Genomic DNA, 26,405 nt, shown 5'->3' with positions numbered 1-26,405 from the left:
CACCCGAAGGCGGGGTGAGCGCCCAAGACTGCACAAGAACAGGGATGTAGTTGCCTCAAGCGCTCCCGAGGCCACTACATCCCTGAAGTTGTGCAATCTGGCCCGCGTGGATCAGCCGGCCTGGGTCGGCTCCGGCATGGGTTCGCCGGTCTCCACCAGCGTCTTGAGGCTGGCCAGCAGCACCGGCCAGCCGCCACTGCCGTCGAGTTGGCCGCTGATCGCCCGGTGCATCTCGCTGTCCGGGGAGAAGTCTTCGTGAATGACGGTCAACCGGACGGCTGCCGTGCCGTGTGGCTCGATCTCGAAGGTCACCTTCGACTGGCGCTCGCCGAGCCGGGCCGCCAGCTCCTCGGCGGACCAACCGAAGTGCGCGGCGTGCTCGGGCTGGAAGCCGTGCCAGCTGTAGGAGAGACGGCGGTACGGCTCGGCGACCAGCACCCGCTGGCCGAGATCGCGGGGCTCGTCGCCCGGCGCGTCCTGCCACAGCACAGGTGACCCGACCTGCCAGTCCGACACCAGCGCGACCCCACCCCAGTAGCGACGGGTGAACGCCGGTTCGGTGAGCGCCGCCCACAGTTGCTGCGCGGTGGTGGTGACGTATGTCGTGTAGACGAAGGTTGGGCTCTCCATGGGTTCTCGCTCCAATGCGGTGGTCAGGTCGGCGAGGGCGGCAGCGCGCTGACGGTCGTAGCGGCTGAGCCACCGGTCGGCGATGGCGTTGATCGGCGCGGCGTCGAGGAAGTGCAACTTCTCCCGGCCACGCCACCTGGTCGTGACGAGGTGGGCCGCTTCCAGCACGGACAGGTGTTTGCTGACCGCCTGTCGGGTCGTCCCCAGCCCAGCACAGAGCTCCCGCAGGGTCTGGCCGTTGCGCTCGTTGAGTCGGTCGAGCAGCTGCCGCCGGCTGGGATCGGCCAGCGCCCGAAACGCGTCGTCCATCGGCCCTCCCACAAACAGGCAACTTATCGGTTGCCGGTTACTATAGGCAACCGATCGGTTGCCTATCAACCGGCCGCCAGCCACCGGGTGGGACAAAGGGCGCGACGAGTGTGTGGCAGCGTGGTGCGGGTGACCGAATCCGCGCCGCTCGACGTCGACCTCGCGCTGCTTGGCGGCGGCGGCGCGGCGTCGTTGCTGCTCGCCGCACTGGACCGGCACGGCGTACGCGACAGGCGGATCGCCATCGTCGACCCGGTGCGCCGACGCGGCCAGGACCGCACCTGGGCGTTCTGGGGCCACCCCGACACCGACCTGGACCCGCTGCTCAGCGCGAGCTGGCAACAGGTCGAGGTGGCGACGGCGGCGCGGCGTCGCGTCCTGGACCTCACCCCGCTGCGGTACGCCATGCTCCGCTCCGGCCCGGTCTACGACCGGGCTGCCGAGGCCGAGCGCCGCCTCGACGCCACCCGGGTCGTCGCGCCCGCCGACGTGGTGCGTGACGACGGCACCCGGGTGCTGGTGCGCACCGGCGACGGGCGCAGCGTACGGGCCGACTGGGTGCTCGACTCCCGCCCCCGCCCGCCGTCACGAGCGGGGCGGACCACCTGGTTGCAGCACTTCCGTGGCTGGTGGCTGGAGGCCGACCGGCCGATGTTCGACCCGGCGCGCGCGGTGCTGATGGACTTCCGCACCCCGCAGCCACCTCGGGGCGTCTCCTTCGGGTACGTGCTGCCGGTCAGTGACCGCTTCGCCCTTGTCGAGTACACCGAGTTCTCGCCGGATCTGCTCACCGACGCCGGGTACGACGCGGCACTGGCCGGCTACCGGGATCTGCTCGGGCTGGATCCGGCCGGGCTGCGGGTGCGCGAGGTGGAGAACGGGGTGATCCCGATGACCGACGCGCCGTTCCCGGCCCGTCCCTCGGCCCGGGTGGTCCGGCTCGGCACGGCCGGTGGCGCGACCCGCCCCTCCACCGGTTTCACCTTCTCCGCCATGTACCGCCAGGCCGACCAGGTGGCCCGGGCCCTCGCGGACGGCCGACCGCCGGTGCCCGCGGCGGCGTACCCGCGCCGGCATCGCTGGATGGACGCGGTGGCGCTGCGGGCGCTGGACCGGGGCGGGGTGGGTGGCCCCGACTTCTTCGATCGGCTCTTCGACCGCAACCCGGCCGAGCGGGTGCTGCGCTTCCTCGACGGGGTCACCACCCCGGCCGAGGAGGTCGCGATCATGAACTCCACCCGGCTGCTGCCGATGATCGCCGCGACCGCCGGTGACGCCGCGCATCGCGTCCGCGACCGGCTGCGCCCCGCCCGGCCCGCGCTGGCCATCCCGCCCGCCGTGGTGGGCGACGCCGTCGGCGCGGAGTGAAGCGGCGTGCCGGCCCCCCGAGCGGGGAGGACCACGTCAGCGCCCGGTAGGTTGCCGGGCATGGTGGACGCGGCGGCCGGCAGGGGCGTGCAGATCTGGACCGACGGGGCGTGCAGTGGCAACCCCGGGCCGGGCGGTTGGGGTGCGCTGCTGCGCTACGGCGATCACGAGCGGGAGCTGTGCGGCGGCGAGGCCACGCCCACCACCAACAACCGGATGGAGCTGATGGCGGCCATCCAGGCGTTGGAGAGCCTGAACCGGCCGGTCACCGTGGAGCTGCACACCGACAGCACGTACGTGCGCAACGGCATCACCAGCTGGCTGGCGTCGTGGAAGCGCAACGGTTGGCGGACCGCCGCGAAGCAGCCGGTGAAGAACGCCGACCTGTGGCAGCGGCTGGAGGCGGCCTGCGAACGGCACGAGGTCACCTGGCTGTGGGTCAAGGGGCACAACGGCCACCCGGAGAACGAGCGCGCCGACGGGCTCGCCAACAAGGGCATGACCGAGGCGCGGGCCGCGCTGACCAGTCGCTGAGCCCGGGTCAGCGGGTCGCGTCAGGGTGTCCCGGCATGCTGGACCCGCCGCCGCTGCTGCCCGACGAACCACCGGCGACGCCCGAGTTGTCACCCTCGGTCACGATGTCCGGCCGGATGTCGGTGTCCGTCGGGGCGGGGACCTCGGTGTCCGCCTCGACCTGCACCAATGGCACCTGGCCGGCCTCGTCCTCGCTGTGCTGCGGGTCGCCCGGCAGCTCACCGTCGCGTTTTCGGTAGCCCACGCCGTGCCCCCCGTCGATGCCGATCCGCGTCGGCGCTGGCTACCCGGCGTCGTCTAGGCCGAAACCTCGCGGTCAGCGGCGTCGACCCCGACGGGTGGGGGAGGTGGACCGGTTCGGCTGGCGTACCGGGGTGAGCGGCAGCGCCGTCCAGTGCGCCGGTCGGGTGAGCGTCGGCGGCAGCCCGGTGTGGGTGTCACCTCGGGCGGCGTCCACCTGGGCCTGGTGCAGGAAGAGAACGTCGCGCAGGTCCGTGCCCCGCAGGTCGGCCCCGCGCAGGTCCGCGCCGGTGACGTCGGCGCGGCTCAGGTCGGCTCCGCGCAGGTCGGCGCCGATGAGCAGCGCCCCGCGCAGGTTGGCTCGGCGCAGGTCGACGCGGCGCAGGTCCGCCCCGAGCAGGTGAGCGCCCCGGCGGTCGACGCCCTGCGGAGCGCGGGCCGTGTCGCTGGCTCGGGACAGCAAAGGGTTGACCCGGTCTCGGTGGGCGGCGACGTCCACCGCGCGAAGCTGCGTCGGATCACCCTCGGTGAGCGTCACCGTCTCGGCACGGGCGCGTTCCAGCTCGGCACGCAGGTCGGCGGGCGGGCGCAGCGCCACCGCCTCGGCGAGGTACCAGAGCAGTTCGTGCAGTGGTCGCAGCACCGCGAACGCCTCCGCCATCGCCGGCAACGTCTCCGGTGCGTCCCGCCAGTCCCGCCCGCCGAAGGTCACCTGGGCCACCTGCTGCCCGGCGCCGAAGCAGTCGAACACCGTGCAGCCAGCGAACCCGCGTTGTCGCAGCTCGGTGTGGATGCCGCAGCGGTGGTCGGCGCGCAGGTTGGGGCAGGGTGAGCCGGCCGGCTTGTCGATGGCAAAATCCGCCGACGCGGCGAAGGCGGGCACCACGCAGCACAGCCCGAAGCAGCGCCCGCAGTCGGCGCGTAGCTGCGCCGACCCGGGCGGCGGTGCGGTGCTGGGTGACACGCTGACGGTCCTCCTGGCGATCAGGGTGGGCCACCATTGTTTCCTGTGCCGCGCCGATCGGGCCGGTCGGGGGTCACCGTGCGTGCGTGTCGTCCGCCGTCGCGGGGCGGGGTGCCGGCGTACGGGCATCGCCCGGCGGCGGCACCAGCCGGCGGATGTCCCGCTCCCCATCGCCGTGGCCGTACTTCTGGTCGAAGTGCCGTTGCACGACGGCGGCTGGGGTGCGGTCCCCGTCGACGGGCTCGGCCAGCGCGAACACCCCGGGGGACGCCCCGGGTGCGCGCGGCGGCAGCACGGCTCGCACGGTCAGCGGCCCGGTGACCCGGAACCCGCGACAGTCGATGTAATGCTGCCCGCCCACCGTCACGTACGGCACGCGTACCTCGACCACGTCCGACTCGTCGTGGCGCAGCGTGACCGTGACCGACCAGTACCGCTCCAGGTCGAGGGTGGCCTGCTCGTGCTCCCACAGCTCCTCGAACCGGGCGTGCACGAACCCGCCCCACGGGCTGTCCATGTCCACCTCGAGCTGCGGCACGTTGAACGACAGCTTGCCGATCGGGAAGAACGAGATCAGCGCCCGCCCGTCCCACTGGTAGAGCTGGATCGACGGGGACGCGTCGTAGAGCCGGACCTGCAGGCGGTGCCGCAGTCGTGAGTCGAGCGCGTCGGCGAAGGCGGCCAGATGGCGCAGGTTGGTGCGGATCTGCCGGGGGACGTCCACCCGTTGCCGCTCCAGCTCCTCGGAGCGCTGTTGGGCGGCGGTGCAGTCCGGGTCGAGCAGGAGCAACTGCACCTGGGCGCCGTTGGCGAGCGCCGCGCGTACCGCGCTCAGGGTCTCCTCGCGGTGCCGTTGCTCCAGCAGGATCGTCCAGGTGTCGAGGATGCGTACCCGGCGACCGGAGCGGTGCAGCCGGGTCACGAACGCCTGCTGGTCGAAGCTGAGGTGCTCCTGCACCCGCGCCTTGCGGGCCTCCTCGAACAGCGGGTCGAAGATGACGTACGAGATGGCCGCTAGCACCACGCTGGCCCCGAGGTTGAGCAGCAAATCGCTGAGGAAGCCGGTGCTGCGCCAGGCGGCCAGCAGCATGATGATGGCGACCGCGAACAGTGCCCCACCGACGACGAAGGCGCGTCGTTGCCGCCCGCCCCGACCAGCCCACTCGGGCATCCGGTCCCCTTTCGCCGTCGGTCGCTCTTAGGGTGACGGTAACGGAGTCGGGCGACTGCGGAGGGTGGTGGGATGGACGACAGTGAACGCGAGCAGGCGCTGCTCACCGTCCTGACCACCGAGCACTACGCGTTGCAGACGTCGCGGGCTGGCACCATCGCCGAGGCCACCGGCCGCGCCACCATCTTCCTGTCCGTCCTGTCGGCGGCGCTGATCGGCCTCGGCTTCGTCGCCAGCAACGACAAGGTGGTCCGGCCCTACCTCGCGGCGGTGCTGCCAACCCTGGTGATCATCGGGGTGCTGACGTTCCTGCGGCTTGTCGAGACCACCGTCGAGAACTCGCTGGACCTGCGTCGGATCCAGCGCATCAGGGCCTACTACCAGCATCAGTTCGCCGGCGAGCACGACTTCTTCGCCGACGCGGTGGTGGCCGACGACAGCATGGGCACGGCGTGGAACCTGGTCGGCACCAAGCCGGGGCGGTGGGAGTTCCTGTTGACCACGGCCGCGCTGGTGGGCGCGGTAAACGCCGTACTGAGCGGGCTCGGCATCGCCTTGGTGGCCGCGACGGTGGGGGCTGGGCGTGGGCTGACGGTCCTCGCCGGGGTGCTGGTCGCGGTGGTGGCGTTCGGGGCGCAGTTCGTCTACATCGTGCGGGTGTCGGCGGGGCGGCGGGGCTGAGACCGAGCGGCGTACCGTCGGCGGGGTGCGGATCACCCGATTCACCCACTCGTGCGTGCGGGTCGAGCACGACGGCGGGGTGCTTGTCGTCGACCCCGGAACGTGGAGCGAGCCGCGTGCTCTGGTCGGCGCGGACGCCGTCCTGGTCACCCACGAGCACACCGACCACGTGGACGTGTTGCGGCTCGCCGGTCTCGGTGTCCCCGTGTACGCCCCGGAGGGCGCCCGACTGCCGGACCTCGCCCCGCTGCCGGTGACCCGGGTCCGCCCGGGGCAGCGCTTCACGGCGGCCGGCATCGCGGTCAGCGCGCACGGCGGCCGGCACGCCGCGATCCACCAGGGACAGCCCGACTGCCCGAACCTCGGCTACCTGATCGGCGATGGGCTCTATCACCCGGGCGACGCACTGCACGTGCCGGACGAGCCGGTGCACACGCTGCTCGTCCCGGCTCAGGGGTCCTGGCTGCGCCTCGACGAGGCGATCCGATTCGCCGGCGCGGTGGGCGCGGCGGCGGCGTACCCGATCCACGACGCGCAGCTCAACGAGCGTGGCCTGGCCAGTGTCGCCGGCTGGTTCACCGAGACGATCCCCGGCTACCGCCACCTCGTCCCCGGCGACACCGCCTGACCCGGCGCGCGAACGGGCGTTCTATCGTGCGCTGAGGGCGAGCGTCACGCCGAGCGCGACGAACGTGCCGGCGGCGGATCGGCGAAGCCAGTCGGCAACCCGGGGGCGGGTCAGCACCCGGTCACGTACCCGGGCCGCGAAGATGCCGTAGCCGCTGAACACCACGAAGGTGAGCAGCATGAACACCGCACCGCAGCCGAGCATCGCCCGGGTCGAGCCCGGTGCCGTGGTGTCCACGAACTGCGGCAGGAACGCGACGAAGAACAGCGTCGGCTTCGGGTTGAGCAGATTCACCAGCACCCCCGAGACGATCACCCGGAGCGCCGAGCGGGGTGGGGCGTCGGTCGTCACCGCGAAGGCGTCCCGATCCCGTGCGATTGACCAGGCCAGGTAGAGCAGGTAGCCGACGCCGAGGTAGCGGACGGTCTCGAACGCCGCGGCGCTGGTCTGCATCAGCGCGGCCAGCCCGGTCATCGCGGCCAGCAGGTGCGGCAGCGTCCCCAGCGTGCAGGCGAGCGCGGCCAGCACCCCAGCTCGCGCGCCCCGGGACAGGCCGGCGGAGAGAGTGAAGATCACCCCGGTGCCGGGGGTGACCACCACGATCAGCGTGGTGATCAGGAATGGGATGGTCACGATCGTCCTCCGGTGCGGTTGGCAGGTCTGGCTGCTGCTCACTCTGCTGCCACAATGGACCGATGGGCAGAGCCAAACTGACCCCGTCCGAGAGGTCCATAACGGCCGGGTCCGACTTCCTGCACCTGACCATCGCCGACGCCGCACCGGGCGGTCGCGCCGACTGGCTGACCGACCAGTTGCGGCAGGCCATCGCCGAGGGGCGGGTGCCGGTCGGTGACCGACTGCCTCCCACCCGGGTGCTCGCCGCCGACCTCGGTGTCTCCCGGGGCGTGGTCACCGAGGCGTACCAGCGTCTGACCGAGGAGGGGCACGTCGCCGGCCGGGGCCGGGCCGGCACGGTGGTCGTCGCCGCGCCGACCGCGCCCATACCCACCCCGGTCGCCGCGCCGGCACCGGTCGTGACCTTCCCGCCGGCACCGGGCACCGACATCTTCGAGGCGGTACGCGCGGCGCACGCGACAATCGACCTGGCGCCCGGCGTACCCGACCTGACCGCCTTTCCCCGCGCGGACTGGCTGCGCGCCGAACGGGGCGTGCTGCGCCGCCTCGCCGCGGCCGATCTCGGCTACGGCGACCCGTGTGGTGCGCCCGCGCTGCGACAGGCCGTCGCCGCCTGGTTGGCCCGCAATCGCGGGATCAGCGTCGACCCCGTCGAGGTGATCATCGTGGCTGGCGTCACCCAGGCGCTCGGGCTGCTCGCCCAGGCACTCACCGCCGCCGGTGTCGACCGGGTCGCAGTGGAGGACCCGGGCTCGCTCGGCGTGCGGCAGCACCTGAACAACTGGCGGATGGACACCCCGCCGATCACGGTCGACGACGCCGGGCTGCGGGTCGACGAGTTGGCCGCCAGTGGCGCACCGGCTGTGATGCTCACCCCCGCGCACCAGTTCCCGACCGGCGTGGTGCTCGACGGCGACCGCCGCCGCCACCTCGCCGCCTGGGCGCGGGCCGGCGGTCTGATCATCGAGGACGACTACGACGCCGAGCACCGCTACGACCGTCCGCCGGTGCCGGCGCTGCGGGGCCTGCTGCCCGAGCAGGTCTGCTACGCCGGCAGCGTCTCCAAACTGCTCGCCCCCGCCCTGCGGGTCGGCTGGCTGCTGGTGCCCCCGCGACTGCGCGAGGCGGTGGTGGCCGCCAAGCGCAACGCCGATTTGGGCAACGCCGTGCTCCCGCAACTGGTGCTGGCGGAGCTGATGACCTCCGGCGCCTTCGAGCGGCACCTGCGGCTGCTGCGCCGTCGACACATCCGTCGGCGGGACGCGATGATCGCCGCGCTGACCCGTGCGCTGCCATCGGCGACGGTGCACGGCGCCGCCGCCGGGCTGCACCTGATGATCACGCTGGACGACGCCGTGGTCGACACCGAGTTGGCGGCGGCGACAATGGCGCGCGGGGTGAAGGTGCAACCCCTGTCCTGGCACTGCCAACGGCCGTACCGGCCGGGGCTCGTGCTCGGCTACGCGGCCCGGTCGCCCACCGAGATCGACGACGGTGTCGCCGTAATCGCCGCCGCGCTCGGCTCCGGTTAGGACCGTCCGGTGTGCTCGCCGGCGTATCCTTCGCCCGTGGGACTGCGGTTCGAGACGCGCGGGTCCGACTCGCGATGGGTCGACACCGTCTGGACATGCACGAGCGAGCAGGTCACCGCGATGACGTCCGTGGCCGGGGCGCGCTGGGGCCTGGTGTTCTGGGAGCAGGCTGGCCGGACGTACGCGAGCATCACCGGTCCCGAGACCCGGACCGGCGCGGCGCCGGTGCCGGAGGGCGCGACCTTTACCGGCATCGAGTTCGCCATCGGCACCTCGCTGCGGATCGTGCCCACGCCGATGCTGGTCAACGGCGGCATCGAGCTGCCGGACACCACGCGCCGGACGTTCCGGCTGGACGGCGTGCGCTGGGAGACTCCCGGCCCCGACGACGCCGAGGCCCTGGTCGACGGCCTCGTCCGGGCCGGGGCCGTGGTCCGTGACCTGCTCGTCGCCGACCTGCTGCGGGGCCACCGTCCGGCCGTCTCGGGGCGGACCGTCGAACGCCGGTTCCGCGCCGCGACTGGACTGACGCGCGGCGCGGTGCGGCAGATCGAGCGGGCTCGCACGGCGGCGGAGCTGCTGGCTACCGGCGACCCGGCCGCTGATGTGGTCGCCAAGCTTGACTACTTCGACGAGCCGCACCTGGCCCGGGCACTGCGCTCCTACGTCGGACGCACGGTCAGGCAGCTGCGCGAGGGCACCGGCGGGGCCATCGCCCTCGACCTGGATCAGCGCTTGACGTCGTAGACCAACTTGAGGATCCCGTTCGAGTAGCTCTCCGACTCCCGCAGCGTCAGCATGTGCTTGTCTCGGTCGGCCCGGCCGAACAGGCTCTTGCCGGCACCGAGCAGCACGGGGAAGACGAGCAGGTTGTACCTGTCGATCAGGCCCTCATCGGACAGCCGCCGGGCCAGCTCCGCGCTTCCGTGGATGAAGATCGCTCCGCCCTTGCCCTGCTTGAGCGCGGCGACGTCCCCGGTCGAGCGCAGGATCGTCGTCGGCCCCCACCCGTCGGTGAGCGCGTCGTCGGACAGCGTGCTCGACACCACGTACTTGGGCAGCTCCTTGTAGCCGGCGTGGTCCTCCGAACCGGGCCAGACCGGCGCGAACGCCTGGTAGCTGCGACGGCCGAACATCAGCGCCGTCGTGTCGATCAGCTCCTCGCCTTTCAGCGACCAGGCCGCTGGGACGAACTCGAGGTCCTTGAACACCCAACCGCCGCTGCGGTGCTCCTCACCCGGCCCGCCGCCGGGCGAGTCCACGACGCCGTCGAGCGACATGAAACCGGTGTAGACCAGGTCGCGCATTGTGTTGTCTCCTCATGCTCGGAGCCGGCTGCTGGGTCCACGCTAGATCGCGGTCGCGGCGCTGTCTTGGACGGAAACGACAGCGGGTGGTGCCGCGATCAGGCCCCGGGCCGACCGGGCGAATGAGCCAGCTCAGCCCAGGAACAGCTGGACGAGGACCAGCACGGCGAGTAGCGCCGGCCCGCGTGAGCCCTGCCGCAGCAGGTCGACCGGGATCATTCCGAAGGGCGTGTTGACCGTCGCGCCGCCGTAGTTGATCGGCGGGCGGGTGCCGGCCCGGAACGCGGCGGCCACCACCCCGAGCGCCAGCGTCGGCGCCAGCCAGGCCGGCCCCGGGTCGACGGTCGGCAGGGTCAGCAACCACCACAGGCCCGCGCCCACGGCCGGCACCACCACGTGGATCCCGCGCAGCAGGTTGTCGCTGCCGCCCAGCGCCCGGCGCAGACCCGGTGAGCGGCTGACCGCGCGCAGACCGCCGGTCAGCCGGTCGACGGCGAGGTACGCGAACACCACCTGCGCGGCCCCGGCCAACCCGGGCAGGGCGAGCGCGGCAGCGTACTGCACACCGATCAGCGTTGCCCAGATCAGCACGGCGCTCGGGTGCCGGCGCAGCCGGCGTACGTCGGCCTGCAGCAGCGCCCACCAGCCGGGGCCCGGCCGGAAGCGACGGCTGTACACCCGGCCGATCCGCCGCCAGCGGCGGCTCTCCACCAGGCTGGCGAGCAGGCTCGGATCCAACAGGATCGTGGCCGTGGCGGCGGCGTTGGCGAACTGCGCGCCGGTGGTCAGGGTGGCCCGGTCGACCCGGGGCAGCGCGCGGACCGCGAGGATCGTGCCCACGACCGCGAGCGGCACTGCGACGGCGAACAACACGACGGTCGGCGTCGCCGCCGGCCGGGGCAGCCCGTCGCCGAGGCGACCGACGAGCACCACCAGCGCGGTGATCACCGCCGCCGCCGCCATCGGCGCCGCCCCGGCCAGCGACGGCCAGCGATGACCCGACCGGCTGCTCTGGGCGACGACGCTGAGCGCCAGCGCGGCCGCACCCCACCCCGCGCCGGCCGCCGAAGCCCAGCCCAGGGCGGCCGGGTCGCTGACGCCCCCGAGCGCCGCCACGGCCACCCCGAGCGCCGCGGTGCCGGCCGCCGCGCCGACCAGCAACAGGACGAAGCGCGGCGCCAGCCAGGCCCGCCGGTCGACCGGCGCGCTCGTCGCCCAGCTCTGCGTGGCCGGGGTGACCAGCAGCGGGCCGAGCGCGCGCAAGCCACGCCAGGCGAGCCCCGCGCCGGCCAGCAGCGCGGCGACCGCCAGCCACCACCGCACCCCCGGCTCGGCCTGCCCCACCGTGGGAGAGTCCAGCAGGTCACGGCTGGCGCTGATCGCGAACCAGCCGTACATGCCCACGAACAGGACCATGACGTACGCGTCGCCCAGCACCTCGCCGAGGGAATGATCATGGTGTCGGCTGCGGGCCTTGCGCAGGTGCGTCCGCACCTGCCGGGCGGTGGGCACCCCGGCCGGCGTGTCGGCGATCGTGGCCGGCGTGGCGGTCACTTGCCGATCTCGATGCGCTCGTCGACCACCGCGTCGATCAGCTCCGGGTCGTGCGAGGCCAACAGCACAGCCGTGCCCGCTGCCCGTTCCCGCAGCAGGCGGTCGGCGAGCCACTGCCGCCCGCGGACGTCCAGCCGCTGCTCGGGCTCGTCCAGGATCAGCACCCGGCGGGGCCGGACGAAGCAGGACGCCAGCGCCAGCCGGCGGCGCTGCCCGCTGGAGAGCGTCACCGGCAGCTGGTCGCGGGCCGGTTCCAGACCCAGCTCGGCGAGGACCTCCTCGACCGGCTCGGCGTCACCCCCATGGGCGTACGCGACCAGCTCCAGATGCTCGACCACGGACAGGTCGGGGAAGAAGTCGATGTCGTCCAGGGCTGCCGCCACCAGCGCCCGCACCTGCGGGTCGGTCTCGTCGGCCCGGCGGCCCTGCACCAGCACCTCACCCGAGTCCGGCCGGTCGGCGCCCACGACACAGCGCAGCAGGGTGGTCTTGCCGCTGCCGTTGGGCCCCAGCACCACAGCGATCCGGCCCGCCGGGAGCGTGAAGCTCACATCGTCGAGCACGACCAAGTTGCCGAAGTTGCGGCTGAGTCCCCGTACCGAGAGCGCGTCCACGATCACAGAGTCTCCCAGAGCCGTGCCACCGGCCAACCTGAGCGACCTACGTCACGCGGCGCTCGGCGTCGTCCTCCAGTCGGGTGTCGGCGGCGGCCAACCCCTGGGCGTCGGCGACCTCCTCGGCCACCGCCGCCGCGTCCACCCAGTGCCGCCGCGCGTCGGCCCGGTCGCCCAGCGCCGCGCAGGCGTCACCCAGGTAGAGCAGGGTGCGCGCCAACCCGGCGGTCGGCCGCGTCTCCTCGCGCAGCCGCCGGCTCTCGGCCAGCAGCTCGTACGCCGTCCGCGCCTGCCCCGTGGTGCTGCTCAGCAGCGTCGCCCCGGCGTTGAGCAGCGCCGTCGCCCGGCTGGTCGGGTCGTTTACCGACTCGTACTCGCGCAGTGCGGCCCGCCACGCCTGCGCGGCGTCCAGATGCTCGCCGAGCGCCGCGTGCACCAGCACCAGGTTGGTCAGCGCCGCCGCGTACCCTCGTGCGTCACCCACCGACCGGAACGTGTTGGCCGCCCGCACCAGGTGGTGGTGCGCGGTGTCCGGTTCACCCCGGGCCAGCTGCGCCGCGCCCAGGCCCAGGTCGGTGAGGGCATGCCCGGCGCGGTCGGCCCCGGAACGGTGTCGGCGCGACATCTCCAGGTGCTCCACCGCGTCGTCGAGCTGCCCCAGGTCGAGCAGGGCCAGGCCGAGGTTCATCCGCGCCTGGGCGTTGCCCCGCCGCCCCCGTTCGTTGACCGCGAGGGTGAGCGCCGCCGCCGCCCCCTGCGGGTCGTGCCGACGGCGGCGCAGCACGCCCAGCTCGTTGTGCGCCCACCCGGCGATCTCCGGGCGGTCGTCGGCGGTCGGGGTGGCCAGCACGGTGCGGCAGACCTGCTCCCACTCGTCGAGCCGTTCGGCGTACGCCAGCCACCCGCAGAGCGCCACGGCCAGCCGGAACCACCACCGGCGTACCCGGCGGGGCAGGGTCTCCTTCGCGCCGGCCGGCACCCGCACCACCGCCAGCAGCAACTCCTGGTGCAGGTCGAACCAGCCGTACGGGTCGTCGTCGAGCGGCAGCGACCACTCCCGGTCCGGTGGGGAGCCGAGCACCGCCAGGTTGGCCGCGTGCCGTTCGGCCCGGCGGGCCAGGTGTCGGGTCAGCCGGGCCTGCGCGGCGACCCGGGCCCGGGCCGGGTCGGCGTCGCGCAGGTGCAGTCGGGCGCTGCCGGCCAGCAGGGGGCGGATCTCGTACCGGTCGCCAGGCGCGCCGACCACGAACGCCGCGGCGGCCAGCCGGTCGAGCAGCACGGTCACCAGCTCGGGGTGCCGCCCGGCCAGCGCGGCGATGGTCGGCCGGTCCACCGGGGCGGGGACCAGCGACATCAGTCGGTACAACCGGCGGGCCTCACGGGGCAACACCCGGTACGCGATGTCCCGCTCGGTGACCAGACGGGCCGCCGGCGACACGGCGAGCCGCTGGTGCGGTGGCGTCTGCACCGCGCGACGCAGCGCGTCCAGCACGTCGGAGTGCCGCCAGCCGTGCTGTGCCGTGCGGTAACCGAGCGCGCGGACGGTGCGCGGCTGCCGTCCGCACAGGTCGACGATGTCGCGTACCGCCGGGTCGGTGCGCGGGTCGGCGCGACGGACCCGGGCGGCCGGCGCGGCCCCGCCCGCCGTCGCGAACAGCTCCACCGCCTCGGACGTGCCCGGTTCGGCGATCCAGTGCGCGACCACACCCTCCAGACCGACGAGCGCCGGACCGCCGGCGAGCAGCAGGCGGCAGGTGCGCGCGGTGGGCGGCAACAGTGGCCGGACCTGGTCCGGGCGGTCGACGTTGTCCAGCACCAGCAGGATCTTGCGACCGTCGAGCTGGCCGCGCAGCGCGTCGGCGGCGGCGGCGAGCGCGTCCGGCCGGCCGGAGGTCGGCGCGGCGGTGCCCAGGATCCGGGCCAGCGCGGTGAGCACCTGCCGGGCCGAGCGGGGTCGGCCCCGCCGCCGCAGGTCGAGGTAGTACTGCCCGTCCGGGAAGCCTTCCCGGCACTGGTTGGCGGCCTGTACCGCGCACGCGGAGGTGCCCACCGCGCGTCGACCCAGGACCGCCACCGCGTGCTCGCGCGCGAGCAGGCCGACCACCGCGTCGACGTGCTCGCCGCGACCGGTGAACTCGGCCGTGTACGGCAGGGTGGGCGCCCCGGTGGCCGGTGTGGTGAGCACATCCGTCGGCTCGGGGCCGACCTCCCGGCCGGCCCGGCGGCGACGCACCTCGTACACCACGTAACCGACGACGCCGCCGCCGGCCAGGACGATGGTCACCGGCCCGAGCACGCTGGCCGCCAGCTCGGAGAGCAGGTTGCCGGCCAGGTTGCTGGCCACGTTGGCGAGGACGCTGCCGACCACGCCGCCGATCGCGATCAGCGCCGGCCAGCGCGAGCCACCGCGGGCACCACCCGGCCCGGTCACCGGACACCCCCGGAGACGAGCCCGGCGACCAGGTGCCGCCGGGAGAGGACCACGAGCACCACCGGCAGCACCGAGGCGAGCACCGAGCTGGCGGCCAGCGCGCCACTGTTGCTCACGAAGCTGCGGGTCTGCTCGGCCAGGAACGGCCCGAGCGGCGACGCCCCCGACGCGCTGAACAACCGACCCACCACCAGGTCGTTCCAGACCTGGACGAACTCCAGCACGGAGACCGCCACCACCGCCGACCGGTTGTGCCGGGCCAACCGGCGCAGGGTGTGCCACCACCGGCGGCCGCCCAGCCGGGCGTCGCGGACCTGCTCGACCGGCAGGTCGGCGAACGCGTTGCGCAGCACCAGCACCGCGAACGGCACACCCAGCGCGATGTGCACCAGGGCCAGGCCCTGCGCCGTGCCGGAGGAGAGCACCAGGCCCAGCACCTCGTTGACCGGTCCGGCGATCACCTGGATCGGCACCACGCTGGCCGCCAGCAGCAGCAGCCCGGTGGCCTGCGCGGCCGGCCCGGTCAACCAGGCCAATGGGTACGCGGCCAGCAGCGCCACCACCAGCACCGTGGCGGTCACCGCGGTGGCCAGCAGCAGCGTGAAGCCCAGCGTGCGCCACAGCTCCGTGCCGGTGACCAGGTTGCGATAGGACTCGCCGTTCGGCGGCGTCGACCACCAACCCCGCGCGGCGGCGTCCACCCTGCCGTGCGCCGACGTGGCGACCAGCACCGCCAGCGGCACTAGCCAGGCGATCGCGGCACCCGCCGCGAGCAGCCGAATCACCCGCCGGGGAGGAGTCACCGGGCCGGGCTCCGGTGCCGCCTCGATGCGCGGCGGGGGCCAGGCCTGGCGGACGAAGAGCGCGGCCACCATGATCCCGCCGACGACCGCCACCAACCACACCACGCCGAGCGCGGCCCCGTCGCCGGTGGTGGTGCCCCCGGACGTCTGCCAGATCCGCAGCGCCAGCACGGAGGCCTCGTCGCGGACCGAGCCGGGAGTCATCACCAGGATGAGGTCGAAGGTGCGGCTGGTGCCGACCGCCACCAGCGCGAAGACCACCGCGGTCGTGCGCAGCAGAAGCGGCCGCCACTGCGCGTCCCACAGCACATGGCGACGCCCACCGCCGTAGGCGCGGACCGCGTCGGCGAGACTCGGCGGCACCGCGTCCAGCGCGGACCGGAACACCAGCACCGCCAACCCCACCCAGGCCCAGACGAACGCCGACATCAACGCGACGGTGACCATCCCCGGCCCGAGCAACTGCGGTGCGTCGTCAACCGAACGGCCGATCAGCCGGGTCGCGACCAGGGTGGCCAGCCCCCGGCTCGGGTCCGGGTCGTACATCAGCCGGAAGGTGACGCCGGTGACGACAAGCGGCAACGCGACCGGCACCAGGAGGATCAACCGGACCAGGCCGCCCTCCTGGGATCGGCGCGACGCGGCAGCGAGCAGGTAGCCCAGCGCCGTCACCACCGCCGGCACCAACAGCGCCCAGAGGACCGTCCGGCCGACCACCGCGCCGGTGCCCGGGGCGGCGAGCGCGGTCCGAAAGTGCGCCGCGCCGACCCAGCGACCGTCGGTGGTGACGCTGGCGTGCATGGTCCGCAGCACCGGCCACAGCACCAATCCGCCGAGCAGCACCGCGGCCGGCAACAGCAGCGCCGACGTCGCCCCCGCTGCCGGATACGCCCGACCCCGGCGGGCTGGCCCGACGTCGTCGAGGACCGCCAGCTCGCCGAGGACCCGCACCTGGCTCATCGGCCGCCCTCCGCGCTGCGAGCCGCCGCGGCGAGCAGGCCAGTGGCCCGACGGATCGCCTCGCTGGCGCGGACCCCGTCGGTGACGTCGGCGAAGAAGCCCTGCATGATCCGCCAGATGCCGACCCCGTCCGAGCCGGTGAACGCGCCGGGCAACTGATCGGAGAGATCGAAACGCAGGGTGCCGGGTGCGCGCATCTCCACGGCGAGCCGCTGGCCGACCCGGTCCCGGTAGCTGCCGATCGAGACGTTGGTGTTGGGCGAGAGGTAACCGCCGGCGCGCAGCCACGGCTGGAACGAGTCGGCCCGGGTGAGCCACTCGACCAGCTCGACCCCGCCCCGGGCGTCGGCGAACGCCACGGCCGCGTCCCCGCCGACGATCAGCGGGCCGCCGCCCGGCTGGGCCCCGGGGAACCGGAACGTGACCGGGGCCTCCGGGCCGCGCTGGAACGGGCCGATGACGTCGGCGGTGAAGTCGGCCCCGACGAGCATCACCGCCCGCCGGGTGTGCACCACCTGGATCACCGACTCCTCGTACTGGGTGAGCAGGGCACGACGGCCCCCGCCGACGAACGCCCCGTCGATGCTCCAGAGCCCGGCGAGCCGGTCGAGAGCCTCGCGCACCGGCCCGCCCTGCCAGTCGGCGTCCGGCCAGGCGAGGGTGTTGTAGCCCTCCGGTGCCACGTCGGCCAGGACGTTCTCGAACCAGTCGGTGAGCACCCACCCATCTGCGGCGCCGATCGCCAGGGGCGCCGGGCCGCCCTCGCGCCGGGCGAGCGCGCCGAGCTCCCGTGTCCGCCGGACCAGCGCGTCCCAGTCGGCCGGCGGCACGGGCAGCGTGGAGGGCAAATGCCAGACCAGCGACTTGTGTGCCGCCTTGACCCAGACGCCGTAGCGCTGGCCCTCGGCCGTCAGCAGCTCGCCCAGCCCGGCGGGCACCGCGTACTCGGTGGACCCGCGCACCGGGCTCAGCCACCCGCGCTGGGCGTACTCGGTGACCAGGCCGGGGCGCGGCAGGATCGCCACGTCCGGGCTGGTGCCGGCGAGGTGCCGGGCCCGCAGGAACGCGTCGATGTCGTTGCCGGCGCTGACCACCTGCACCGGGGCGGGGTAACCGGCGACGACCTCCCGGAACCGGTCCAGCTCGCTGCTGCTCCAGACCACCGCCACCTGCACCGACCGGGTTCCACCGGAACAGCCGGCAGCCAGGGCGGTGGCGCCCGCGGCGGCGGCCCGCAGCAGCGTACGACGACTCGCTCGGGTGGTCGGCCTCATCGGGTCACCTCGCTCGGCTCGGTGACCAGCTCGTGCCGCACCGGAATCTCGGCCAGGGTGGCCGGGTCGGCGGTGCAGACCAGCACCGCCACCCCGGGGGCGTCCGGTGGGGAGAGCCGAGGCATCAGGTCACCGAGGCGGCTGTCGCCCGCCGAGCCGGCCGGCAGGTCGACCACGAGCACCTCGGGCAGGCAGGCCGCCGCACGGGCGAGCGCCACCCGGAACCGTTGGGCGGCGGAGATCTGGTGCGGCAGCAGGGCGAGGGACAGCGCCAACTCGAGCCGGTCGACCACCGTGGCCGTCCAGTCGTTGGCGACCTCGTGCACCCGTTCGCGTTTGCGTTGGCCGTACTCGATGTTGCGCCGCACGGTGAGCTGCGGCAGCAGCGCCCCACCGGCGGGCACGTAGCCGATCTGTCGGCGCGGCGGCGGCAGGCCGGTGACGTCGCGGTCGCCGACCAGGATGCGACCGGTCACCGGAGCGGCGAGCCCGGCCAGCACCCGGGCGACCGCGGTGCCGAACCGGGGCGGCGCCACCAGGGCGGCGAGCGTGCCGGCAGGAACGTCGAGGGTCACCGGCCCGGTGCCGGGAACGGCGACCAGTGCGCGTAGCCGTAACGTGACCCTCACCTCCGGTGACCGCTGATGACCGTCCCAGGGTGGCACACCGTGCCGACAATCGATGCCCCCAGCGCATCCACTGTGGAGAAGTTGACGCTGCTCAGGCGGGGGCGTAGAGCGCGGCGAGCCCGACCGCCGTGGCGGCCAGCCGTTCGCGCAGCGCCACCGGGGTCAGCACCTCGACGTCGGCACCGAGGCGCAGTAGCTCGCCGTGGGCGTGGGTGAGCGACTCGATCGGCAGCACCGCGGTCACCCAGCCCCGCGCGTCCGGTTGACCGGCGCTGGCGTCCATCGCGGTCACCACCGGATCGCTGCCGATCTCGCGCAGCCGCTCCCGACCGGCGGGGGAGAGCCGGACGGTGGCCTCGTCTCGGTGCAACCGGGCCCGGAACCCCACCACGTGCGCCCGCCACCAGGCCGGCAGGTCGAAGTCGGCGGGTCGGTCGAACTCCTGGGCCAGCGGGGTAAGCGCGAGGATCTGGTTGACCCGGTAGGTCGCCGGCGCGCCTCGGCCGGGCTGGTCGGCCACCACATACCAGCGGCCACCCTTGAGTACCAGGCCGTACGGCTCCAGGACCCGGGTCACCTCACCGTTCCAGCCCCGGTAGCGCACCTCGACGCGGTGCTGCCGCCAGACCGCCTCGGCCGTGCGGGCCAGCTCGGGGGAGGCGTCGCCGTCGGCGTACCAACCGGGAGTGTCCAGGTGGAAGCGCTGCTGGAGCTGGGTCGCCCGGTCGCGCAGCGGCGCGGGGAGCGCGGCGTGCAGCTTGAGTTGCAGCGCGGCCACCACATCGCCGTAGCCCAGCTCGTCGGCGGGGCCGGGCAGCCCGGCGAGGAACAGCCGGTCGGCCTCCTCGGCGGTCAGCCCGGTCAGTCGGGTTCGCCAGCCGTCGACGAGCTGGTAGCCGCCGGCGTGCCCGGCCTCGCCGTAGAGCGGGATGCCGGCGGCGTGCAGCGACTCCACGTCCCGGTAGATCGTGCGAGGGGAGACGGTCAGCCGCTCGGCGAGCTGGGTGGCTGTCAGCCGGCCGTGCTGCTGGAGCAACAGGAGGAGGGAAAGAAGTCGAGAGGCCCGCACTTCACTGACACTAGTTGTCAGGGGACCCGTCCTACCGTCCCGTTATGGCATTTCACGACAAGGAACTACGAACGCCCGGACCGGTCACCGTGGACGGACGGCAACTCAAGCGCTACCACATAGACCAGCCGGATCGGCCGCTCGAACCGGAGGTGGAGAAGGCCGCGTACGACCACCTGCCGATGCTGCTGGTCGACATCGTCGACGACGGCACCCCGGCCGCCGGGTGGGTGGTGCTGCACCGGGGCGCGGACACCGGCGCCTACCTGCTGGCGTACACCTGGGTGTGGGACAACGCGGTGGAGGTCCGTGTCGCTGCGGCCGGACAACCGGCGCTGAACTGCCCGGACGACGACCCGACCCACTTCGTCGAGGTACGTCGACCCGCCGTGGGCTGCGTGTGGGAGTTGGCGGTGCTGGAGCACGAGCGGGCCGCCTGGGTCCACCACATGCTTGCGCCGGACAAACCCGACCTGGCTGGATATCTCGACGACACGCGAGCGGAAGGGTCGGTGGGCCACTGATGGGCGACTTCGACTTCTATGTGGGCACCTGGAACGTGGTGAACCGGCGGTTGCGTGAGCGGCTGGTGGGCTCCGACGAGTGGGAGGAGTTTCCGGGGGTGTCGGTCGCGCACAGCTTCTTCGGTGGGGGCGGCAACTTCGACGAGATCACCTTCCCGACCAAGGGTTCCGCGGGTGCCACGGTCAGGATCTTCGACCCGGCGCGTGAGGAGTGGTCGATCTACTGGATGAGCAGCGTCGACGGGGTGCTGGGGCAGCCGCCGATGGTGGGCCGATTCGTCGACGGCGTCGGCCGCTTCTACGCCGACGACCAGCACGAGGGGCGGCCGGTGCGGTGCCGGTTCATCTGGTCGGACATCAGCGCGACCACGGCCCGCTGGGAGCAGGCGTTCTCCGTCGACGGCGAGCAGACCTGGGAAACCAACTGGATCATGACCTCCACCCGGGCGTCCGACTAGTTTCCGGCCATCCGGGTGCGGTGTTAATGTCCGTCCACCGCCCCGGATGGAGAAACGCGATGGCCTCCGACCACGTCGACGTGCTGATCATCGGCGCTGGCCTGTCCGGCATCGGGGCCGCCTGCCACCTGCGCCGGGACTGCCCCGACAAGACGTACGCGGTGCTGGAGGCACGCGACGCCATCGGCGGCACCTGGGACCTGTTCCGCTACCCGGGCATCCGCTCCGACTCGGACATGTTCACCCTCGGCTACGCGTTCAAGCCGTGGACCGCCCCGAAGGCCATCGCCGACGGCACGACCATCCGGGAGTACGTGCGGGAGACCGCCCGGGAATACGACGTGCCGCGGCACATCCGCTTCCGGCACCGGGTGCTGCGCGCCGAGTGGGACAGCGCCACCGCCCGCTGGACGGTGCACGCCCAGCGCACCGACACCGCCGAAACCGTGGTGCTGACCTGCTCGTTCCTCTTCGCCTGCGCCGGCTACTACCGCTACGACGAGGGCTACACCCCACCCCTGCCCGGTGTCGACGCGTACGCCGGGCGGTTGGTGCACCCGCAGCACTGGCCCGACGACCTCGACCACTCCGGCAAGCGGGTGGTGGTGATCGGCAGCGGTGCCACCGCGGTCACCCTGGTCCCGGCGATGGCGCGGCGGGCCGCGCACGTGACCATGCTCCAGCGCTCACCGACGTACATTCTGGCGCTGCCCGCCCGCGACCGGCTGGCTGACGCGTTGCGACGCTGGTTGCCGGCGAAGGCCGCGTACCCGGTGGTGCGCTGGAAGAACGTGCTGGTGTCCACCGTCAACTTCCAGCTCAGCCGGCGTGCGCCCGGCCTGGTGAAGCGGGTGCTGCGCCGGGCCGCGCGGGGCCGGCTCCCGGTGGGGTACGACGTCGACAGGCACTTCTCGCCCCGCTACGACCCCTGGGACCAGCGGCTCTGCGTGGCGCCCGACGGCGACCTGTTCACGGCCGTGCGCGACGGCACCGCGTCGGTGGTCACCGACACCATCGACACCTTCACCGCGCACGGTGTCCGGCTGAGCTCCGGCGCGGAGTTGCCCGCCGACATCGTGGTCACCGCGACCGGGCTCAACCTGCTCGCCCTCGGTGGCCTGACGCTGCGCGTGGACGGCACCGACGTCGACGTCGCGAGCACCGTCGCCTACAAGGGCATGATGCTCTCCGGTGTGCCGAACTTCGCGTTGACCCTCGGCTACACCAACGCCTCGTGGACGCTCAAGGCCGACCTGGTCGCCGGCTACGTCTGCCGCCTGCTGCGGCACCTGGACCGCACCGGCCAGCAGGTCGTCACCCCACTCCCACCGCCCGACGCCGAGCGGGTGCCGCTGATCGACCTGCGCTCCGGCTACGTGCTGCGCGCCGTCGACACGCTACCCAAGCAGGGCGCGGCCGCGCCGTGGCGACTGCACCAGAACTACGTCCGCGACGTGTTGCTGATGCGGCACGGCCGGCTCACCGACGAGGGTGTGCGGTTCTCGCGCGCCGCCGGGGTGAGCACGCCCGACAACATCGAGCGTTCCGTCGCGTCTGAGCGTCGGTAACCGTCAGCAGAGGAGCAGGATCGTGCAGAGGTTCGACTTCGCCGACGCGACGGCAGTGGTCACCGGGGCGGCCAGCGGCATCGGCGCGGCGCTGGCCCAAGCGCTGGCCCGACGCGGCAGCGACCTGGTCCTGTTGGACCGGGACGCCGAGCGGCTGGACGCGGTCGTCGCGGCGATCCGCGCCGACCATCCGGATCGTCAGCTCTGCACGTACCTCGTGGACCTCGCCGACGGCACCGCCACCGCCCAGGTGGCCGCGGAGATCAGCCAGCGGCACCCACGCGTACGCCTGCTGGTGAACAACGCCGGCGTCGGTCTCGGCGGCCGGTTCGACCAGGTGACATTCGACGAGTTCAGCTGGGTGATCGACGTCAACTTCCGGGCCGTGGTGCAGCTGACCCACGCGCTGCTGCCCACCCTCCGGGCCGAACCGGGCGCGCACCTGGTCAACATCTCCAGCCTGTTCGGGCTGATCGCGCCGGCCGGGCAGACCGCGTACGCGGCGAGCAAGTTCGCCGTGCGCGGCTTCACCGAGGCGCTGCGCCACGAGCTGGTCGACGACGGCATCGGGGTGACCTCGGTGCACCCCGGCGGGATCCGCACCCGGATCACCGAGAACGCCCGGATCGGCAGCGGCGTCGCCCCCGAGGAGTACGCGGCCGGCCGGGCGCAGTTCGAGAAGCTGCTGACCATCGCGCCGGAGCGGGCCGCCGAGGTGATCCTGCGCGGTGTCGAGCGGCGGCGGGGCCGGGTGTTGATCGGCTGGTCGGCGAAGCTGCCCGACCTGCTGGCCCGGGTCATGCCGGCCTCGTACAACCGGCTCCTGGTCACCGGCCTGAACCGCGGCGTGGCCCGGCCGACGCCGCTGGCCCCCGGTGTCCCCGCGCCACGACCCGCCGACGCCCTCGTCGACCCGGCCCGCGAGGTGGCGTGACCGCGGTCAGGCGGGGTCGGCCACCGTCGCGCTCAGGCCCGGGTCGCGGCGGCGTAGCAGCACGGTCAGCGCCACGAGCGCGACAAGCAGCGCCGCGAGCACGTACACCGGGGCCGGGCCGAGCGGCGTGAGCAGTGCCAGCAGCGCGACGACCGGGTAGGCGACGACCACCCCGCCGTGCTGCTGCCGGCGTACGTGCAGCCCCCAGATCGTGAGCAGGTAGACGGCGAGCGGAACGGCTACCGCGTACCCGGCGGTCCTTCCCGAGATGTGCGCGAGGTGCCGCTCGTAATCCACCGCCACGCCCAGGCCCGCGCCGACTGCGGCGATCGCCGCGAAGACCAGGTAGTGGCCGTAACCCCAGATCAGGGAGTACGGCAGCCGGTCGGGCGCCTCGTTCGGTCGGTCGAAGTAGAGCCACCAGAGCGAGAACACGATGACCGCGCCGGCCGCCGCGAGTGACCAGAGGTCGTGTTCCCCGGCGTCGAGCCCGTCCTGGATCGCCAACGAGACGGCCCCCACCGCCTCACCGAGCACGATCAGGGTGAACAGCCCGTACCGTTCGGTGATGTGGGCGGGGTGCCACGGGGTCATTCCGGGGCGTTCGGCCAGCGCCGGCACCAGCAGGTCGGCCACCGCGAGCACCACGAACGACGCGATGCCCCACTCGTCGGGCAGTAGCAACCGGAGCAGCCAGCCGAGCTGCACGACCGTCACGCCGAGCGCGTAGCGGCGCGCCGCCGGCCGGTGCGCCGGGTCGCCGGCCGCCGCTCGGCTCCAGTGCACGACGGCGGCCAGCCGCATCACCACGTACCCGTAGGTGATCACGGTGAAGTCGCCGTTGGCGAATGCGTCCGGCACCCCGGCCGCCAGGATCAACGCCCCGGCGATCTGCACCAGGGTGGTGATCCGGTAGACGTCGTCGTCGGTGTCGTAGGCCGAGGCGAACCAGGTGAAGTTCATCCACGACCACCAGATCGCGAAGAACACCATCAGGTAGCCGGTGACCGCGTGGGCGAGGTGGTCCTCGGCGAGGTAGTGGTGCAGGCTGGTGGCGGCCTGCGCCACGGCGACCACGAAACAGAGGTCGAAGAAGAGCTCCAGCGGGGTGGCCGAGCGGTGCGGCTCGTCGCGGCGACGTGGCCGCATCGGCCGGTAGAACGGCCGTACCGACCGAGGTTGGGTCACCGCAGCTCCTCACCCACCGCCCGCCGGGTCAGCGCCGGCGACGCCCGTGGGTCAGCCCCTCCAGCACCAGGGTCAGCCCCGCGCCGACCAGCCAGACGTCCTTGGCGATCCCGGTGCCCTCCTGCGTAGGGCGGATGCTGCCGGGCTCGCGCAACCCCGGTGTCTTCAGGTAGAGCTGCACCAGGCCCGCGCCGAACGCGGTCAGACCGAGCCCGACCAGGGGCGCCGGGACGAACGGCGCGATCAGGGCGGCCCCCAGGGCGATTTCCGAGTACGACAGCAGCTTGGCGAAGCGCGCCGGCTCGAACTGCGCGAGCTGGGGCATGGCGGCGACCGCCATACCGTGCATGCCCTCCGCCGCGGCGCCCTCCAGGTTGCGCTTGCCCAGACCCGAATTCAGGATGTACGCGCCGATGCTGAGCCGGAGCGGCAGGTGCGCGAATTTCATGGTCACTCCCGTTGGCCGTGGTCGAATGCGGCCCGCGTACCCCGGACCGCCCGCGATAACCCGCCGGGCCGGCTGGGCAGGCTGTGCTGGTCGCGGTAGGTTCGCCGGGGGCCCAACGCCGAGCCCGTGGCACAACCGCCCACCCGGCGCCCGGCCCTGCCGCAGACCACCAGCAGGAGGCGAAGTGAGCCAGGAAGTCCGGGGAGTCATCTCCCGCAGTAAGGGCGCGCCGGTCGAGGTGACCACCATCGTGGTGCCCGACCCCGGCCCCGGTGAGGCGATCGTCCGGATCCAGTCCTGCGGCGTCTGCCACACCGACCTGCACTACCGCGAGGGTGGCATCAACGACGAGTACCCGTTCCTGCTCGGTCACGAGGCGGCGGGCATCGTCGAGCAGGTCGGCGAGGGCGTCACCGACGTCGCCCCGGGCGACTTCGTGGTGCTCAACTGGCGGGCGGTCTGCGGGGTCTGCCGCGCCTGCCGCCGGGGACGCCCCTGGTACTGCTTCAACACCCACAACGCCACCCAGCGGATGACCCTCACCGACGGCACCGAACTCGCCCCGGCGTTGGGCATCGGCGCGTTCGCCGAGAAGACCCTCGTGCACGCCGGGCAGTGCACCAAGGTGGATCCGGCGGCCCGACCCGCCGCCGTGGGCCTGCTCGGCTGCGGCGTGATGGCCGGGCTGGGCGCGGCGATGAACACCGGCAACGTCACCCGGGGCGACTCGGTCGCGGTGATCGGCTGCGGCGGTGTCGGGGACGCAGCGGTCGCCGGTGCGGTCCTCGCCGGTGCCACGACGATCGTCGCGGTGGACACCGACAGCCGCAAGCTCGACTGGGCCCGCAAGTTCGGGGCCACCCACACCGTGAACGCCTCCGAGGTCGACCCGGTCGAGGCGATCCGCGCCGCCACTGGTGGCTTCGGCGCCGACGTGGTGATCGACGCGGTGGGCCGACCGGAGACGTGGAAGCAGGCGTTCTACGCCCGGGACCTGGCCGGCACTGTGGTTCTGGTGGGCGTACCGACCCCGCAGATGCAGGTCGAGCTGCCGCTGCTGGACGTCTTCGGGCGCGGTGGCGCCCTCAAGTCCAGTTGGTACGGCGACTGTCTGCCCAGCCGGGACTTCCCGATGCTCACCGAGCTGTACCTGCAGGGCCGGCTCGACCTGGACGCCTTCGTCACCGAGGAGATCGCGCTCGACCAGGTCGAGAACGCCTTCGACCGGATGCACCACGGCGACGTGCTCCGCTCGGTGGTGGTGTTCTGATGACCGCCCGCATCGACCGGGCGGTCACCTCGGGCACGTTCTCCCTGGACGGGCAGACGTTCGACGTGGACAACAACGTCTGGGTGGTCGGTGACGACCGCGAGTGCGTCATCCTGGACGCGCCGCACGACGTGGCCGCGATCCTCGCGCTGGTGGGCGATCGGCAGGTCCGGGCGATCCTGGCCACCCACGCCCACGACGATCACATCCGGGTGGCACCCGAGCTGGCCGAGGCCACCGGCGCTCCGGTGCTGCTGCACACCGCCGACCGGGTCCTGTGGGACATGGTCCATCCGCACCTGCCGCCGCACGGCGAGCTGTACGACGGGCAGAGCATCGAGGTGGGCGGCACCACGCTGCAGGTGCTGCACACCCCCGGGCACAGCCCCGGGGCGTGCAGCCTGCACGCCCCGGAGCTGGGCGTGGTGTTCACCGGCGACACGCTCTTCGCCGGCGGTCCGGGCGCAACGGGCCGCTCGTACAGCGACTTCGAGACCATCGTCCGGTCGATCCGCACCCGCCTGCTCACCCTTCCGGCGGAGACGGTCGTGCACACCGGCCACGGCGACGACACGACGATCGGCGCGGAGGCCCCGCACCTGCAGGAGTGGCTAGCGCGCGGCCACTGACCCCCGCGTCTTGGTCGGGCTGGCGCGTCGGCCTGCTGACGTGTCGGTGCGC

The 26,405-nt window shown here is 73.2% G+C and carries 27 protein-coding genes; 12 read left to right on the top strand and 15 right to left on the bottom strand.

Translation table 11 applies throughout. The annotated features are described in order from the left end of the window. Nucleotides 1-111: 111 nt before the first annotated feature. Nucleotides 112-939: an ArsR/SmtB family transcription factor gene (locus IF46_RS0130875; protein WP_030491935.1), complete on the bottom strand. Its 828-nt coding sequence runs from the start codon at nucleotides 937-939 to the stop codon at nucleotides 112-114. Between the two features lie 129 nt (nucleotides 940-1,068). Here IF46_RS0130875 and IF46_RS0130870 point away from each other — a divergent pair, with 129 nt between their 5' ends. Together IF46_RS0130870 and rnhA are read left to right on the top strand one after the other, a co-directional pair. Continuing rightward, nucleotides 1,069-2,307: a lycopene cyclase family protein gene (locus tag IF46_RS0130870; RefSeq protein ID WP_030491934.1), complete on the top strand. Its 1,239-nt coding sequence runs from the start codon at nucleotides 1,069-1,071 to the stop codon at nucleotides 2,305-2,307. A gap of 60 nt (nucleotides 2,308-2,367) precedes the next feature. Next, a complete protein-coding gene (gene rnhA / locus IF46_RS0130865; RefSeq protein WP_030491933.1) occupies nucleotides 2,368-2,841 on the top strand; it encodes a ribonuclease HI in 474 nt (157 codons plus the stop codon). 7 nt (nucleotides 2,842-2,848) lie between these two features. Here the strand turns inward: rnhA and IF46_RS0130860 are convergent, their stop codons facing one another. From IF46_RS0130860 to IF46_RS0130850, 3 genes are all read right to left on the bottom strand, one after another. After that, a complete protein-coding gene (locus IF46_RS0130860; RefSeq protein ID WP_030491932.1) occupies nucleotides 2,849-3,085 on the bottom strand; it encodes a hypothetical protein in 237 nt (78 codons plus the stop codon). A 72-nt stretch (nucleotides 3,086-3,157) separates the two neighbouring features. Beyond that, on the bottom strand, nucleotides 3,158-4,045 hold the full coding sequence (locus tag IF46_RS0130855; protein ID WP_030491931.1) for a pentapeptide repeat-containing protein: 888 nt from the start codon (nucleotides 4,043-4,045) through the stop codon (nucleotides 3,158-3,160). 73 nt (nucleotides 4,046-4,118) lie between these two features. Continuing rightward, nucleotides 4,119-5,216, bottom strand: coding sequence for a DUF5919 domain-containing protein (locus tag IF46_RS0130850; protein ID WP_030491930.1), 1,098 nt, complete (start codon nucleotides 5,214-5,216; stop codon nucleotides 4,119-4,121). A gap of 72 nt (nucleotides 5,217-5,288) precedes the next feature. Here IF46_RS0130850 and IF46_RS0130845 point away from each other — a divergent pair, with 72 nt between their 5' ends. Together IF46_RS0130845 and IF46_RS0130840 are read left to right on the top strand one after the other, a co-directional pair. Continuing rightward, on the top strand, nucleotides 5,289-5,897 hold the full coding sequence (locus IF46_RS0130845) for a hypothetical protein (protein WP_030491929.1): 609 nt from the start codon (nucleotides 5,289-5,291) through the stop codon (nucleotides 5,895-5,897). A 25-nt stretch (nucleotides 5,898-5,922) separates the two neighbouring features. Continuing rightward, on the top strand, nucleotides 5,923-6,525 hold the full coding sequence (locus IF46_RS0130840) for an MBL fold metallo-hydrolase (RefSeq protein ID WP_030491928.1): 603 nt from the start codon (nucleotides 5,923-5,925) through the stop codon (nucleotides 6,523-6,525). A gap of 21 nt (nucleotides 6,526-6,546) precedes the next feature. Here IF46_RS0130840 and IF46_RS0130835 read toward each other — a convergent pair whose 3' ends face one another. Continuing rightward, nucleotides 6,547-7,158 (bottom strand): LysE family translocator, encoded by a 612-nt coding sequence (locus IF46_RS0130835; RefSeq protein ID WP_030491927.1) that lies wholly within the window; start codon nucleotides 7,156-7,158, stop codon nucleotides 6,547-6,549. Nucleotides 7,159-7,220: 62 nt separating this feature from the next. On the opposite strand from IF46_RS0130835, the gene IF46_RS0130830 reads away from it, so the two are divergent. Further along, complete coding sequence (locus IF46_RS0130830) at nucleotides 7,221-8,693, top strand: PLP-dependent aminotransferase family protein (protein ID WP_030491926.1); 1,473 nt, start codon at nucleotides 7,221-7,223, stop codon at nucleotides 8,691-8,693. A gap of 36 nt (nucleotides 8,694-8,729) precedes the next feature. Further along, nucleotides 8,730-9,440: a helix-turn-helix domain-containing protein gene (locus IF46_RS0130825; RefSeq protein ID WP_030491925.1), complete on the top strand. Its 711-nt coding sequence runs from the start codon at nucleotides 8,730-8,732 to the stop codon at nucleotides 9,438-9,440. Here the strand turns inward: IF46_RS0130825 and IF46_RS0130820 are convergent. The 8 genes from IF46_RS0130820 to IF46_RS0130785 all read right to left on the bottom strand — a co-directional run bounded on the left by IF46_RS0130820 (nucleotide 9,422) and on the right by IF46_RS0130785 (nucleotide 19,334). Further along, nucleotides 9,422-10,000: a dihydrofolate reductase family protein gene (locus tag IF46_RS0130820; RefSeq protein ID WP_030491924.1), complete on the bottom strand. Its 579-nt coding sequence runs from the start codon at nucleotides 9,998-10,000 to the stop codon at nucleotides 9,422-9,424. The two genes, IF46_RS0130825 and IF46_RS0130820, sit on opposite strands and share 19 nt — an antisense overlap. Nucleotides 10,001-10,132: 132 nt before the next feature. Next, nucleotides 10,133-11,554 (bottom strand): DUF6297 family protein, encoded by a 1,422-nt coding sequence (locus IF46_RS0130815; RefSeq protein WP_030491923.1) that lies wholly within the window; start codon nucleotides 11,552-11,554, stop codon nucleotides 10,133-10,135. Further along, the gene (locus IF46_RS0130810) at nucleotides 11,551-12,174 is read right to left on the bottom strand and encodes an ABC transporter ATP-binding protein (protein ID WP_030491922.1); all 624 of its coding nucleotides are present in this window, start codon (nucleotides 12,172-12,174) and stop codon (nucleotides 11,551-11,553) included. Before IF46_RS0130810 ends, IF46_RS0130815 begins: the two co-directional genes overlap by 4 nt. Before the next feature lie 40 nt (nucleotides 12,175-12,214). Then, nucleotides 12,215-14,599: a tetratricopeptide repeat protein gene (locus IF46_RS32975; protein WP_036393797.1), complete on the bottom strand. Its 2,385-nt coding sequence runs from the start codon at nucleotides 14,597-14,599 to the stop codon at nucleotides 12,215-12,217. Further along, nucleotides 14,596-16,362: an ABC transporter permease subunit gene (locus tag IF46_RS0130800; RefSeq protein ID WP_084598108.1), complete on the bottom strand. Its 1,767-nt coding sequence runs from the start codon at nucleotides 16,360-16,362 to the stop codon at nucleotides 14,596-14,598. Before IF46_RS0130800 ends, IF46_RS32975 begins: the two co-directional genes overlap by 4 nt. Beyond that, nucleotides 16,359-17,636 (bottom strand): hypothetical protein, encoded by a 1,278-nt coding sequence (locus IF46_RS0130795; RefSeq protein ID WP_030491920.1) that lies wholly within the window; start codon nucleotides 17,634-17,636, stop codon nucleotides 16,359-16,361. The genes IF46_RS0130800 and IF46_RS0130795 overlap by 4 nt, the downstream gene beginning before the upstream one ends. Continuing rightward, nucleotides 17,633-18,265: an ATP-binding cassette domain-containing protein gene (locus tag IF46_RS33500; RefSeq protein WP_198041573.1), complete on the bottom strand. Its 633-nt coding sequence runs from the start codon at nucleotides 18,263-18,265 to the stop codon at nucleotides 17,633-17,635. The genes IF46_RS0130795 and IF46_RS33500 overlap by 4 nt, the downstream gene beginning before the upstream one ends. Before the next feature lie 91 nt (nucleotides 18,266-18,356). Further along, nucleotides 18,357-19,334 (bottom strand): helix-turn-helix transcriptional regulator, encoded by a 978-nt coding sequence (locus tag IF46_RS0130785; RefSeq protein ID WP_030491918.1) that lies wholly within the window; start codon nucleotides 19,332-19,334, stop codon nucleotides 18,357-18,359. Nucleotides 19,335-19,378: 44 nt separating this feature from the next. Here IF46_RS0130785 and IF46_RS0130780 point away from each other — a divergent pair, with 44 nt between their 5' ends. Genes IF46_RS0130780 through IF46_RS0130765 form a run of 4 tightly spaced genes read left to right on the top strand, consistent with a single transcriptional unit; the run spans nucleotide 19,379 to nucleotide 22,818 of the window. Beyond that, nucleotides 19,379-19,858 carry a hypothetical protein gene (locus tag IF46_RS0130780; RefSeq protein ID WP_030491917.1) on the top strand — a complete coding sequence of 160 codons (480 nt, stop codon included), beginning with the start codon at nucleotides 19,379-19,381 and terminating at the stop codon, nucleotides 19,856-19,858. Further along, nucleotides 19,858-20,316, top strand: coding sequence for a hypothetical protein (locus tag IF46_RS0130775; protein ID WP_030491916.1), 459 nt, complete (start codon nucleotides 19,858-19,860; stop codon nucleotides 20,314-20,316). The genes IF46_RS0130780 and IF46_RS0130775 overlap by 1 nt, the downstream gene beginning before the upstream one ends. 59 nt (nucleotides 20,317-20,375) lie before the next feature. Further along, entirely contained in the window at nucleotides 20,376-21,884 is a 1,509-nt protein-coding gene (locus tag IF46_RS0130770) for a flavin-containing monooxygenase (protein WP_030491915.1), read from the top strand. Nucleotides 21,885-21,906: 22 nt separating this feature from the next. Next, a complete protein-coding gene (locus tag IF46_RS0130765; RefSeq protein ID WP_030491914.1) occupies nucleotides 21,907-22,818 on the top strand; it encodes an SDR family NAD(P)-dependent oxidoreductase in 912 nt (303 codons plus the stop codon). A gap of 6 nt (nucleotides 22,819-22,824) precedes the next feature. On the opposite strand, the gene IF46_RS0130760 is transcribed toward IF46_RS0130765, so the two are convergent. Together IF46_RS0130760 and IF46_RS0130755 are read right to left on the bottom strand one after the other, a co-directional pair. Beyond that, complete coding sequence (locus tag IF46_RS0130760) at nucleotides 22,825-24,006, bottom strand: low temperature requirement protein A (protein WP_030491913.1); 1,182 nt, start codon at nucleotides 24,004-24,006, stop codon at nucleotides 22,825-22,827. Nucleotides 24,007-24,034: 28 nt separating this feature from the next. Further along, entirely contained in the window at nucleotides 24,035-24,454 is a 420-nt protein-coding gene (locus IF46_RS0130755; RefSeq protein ID WP_030491912.1) for a hypothetical protein, read from the bottom strand. A gap of 184 nt (nucleotides 24,455-24,638) precedes the next feature. Here IF46_RS0130755 and IF46_RS0130750 point away from each other — a divergent pair, with 184 nt between their 5' ends. Together IF46_RS0130750 and IF46_RS0130745 are read left to right on the top strand one after the other, a co-directional pair. Next, the gene (locus IF46_RS0130750) at nucleotides 24,639-25,724 is read left to right on the top strand and encodes an S-(hydroxymethyl)mycothiol dehydrogenase (RefSeq protein ID WP_030491911.1); all 1,086 of its coding nucleotides are present in this window, start codon (nucleotides 24,639-24,641) and stop codon (nucleotides 25,722-25,724) included. Further along, on the top strand, nucleotides 25,724-26,353 hold the full coding sequence (locus IF46_RS0130745) for an MBL fold metallo-hydrolase (protein WP_030491910.1): 630 nt from the start codon (nucleotides 25,724-25,726) through the stop codon (nucleotides 26,351-26,353). Before IF46_RS0130750 ends, IF46_RS0130745 begins: the two co-directional genes overlap by 1 nt. Nucleotides 26,354-26,405: the final 52 nt, after the last annotated feature.

The sequence above is a fragment of the Micromonospora chokoriensis genome, assembly GCF_000718555.1.
In the GTDB taxonomy this organism is placed as follows: domain Bacteria; phylum Actinomycetota; class Actinomycetes; order Mycobacteriales; family Micromonosporaceae; genus Micromonospora; species Micromonospora chokoriensis_B.
Note: the sequence above shows the minus strand (reverse complement) of the source record. Positions and strands in the feature narration are given on the sequence as shown.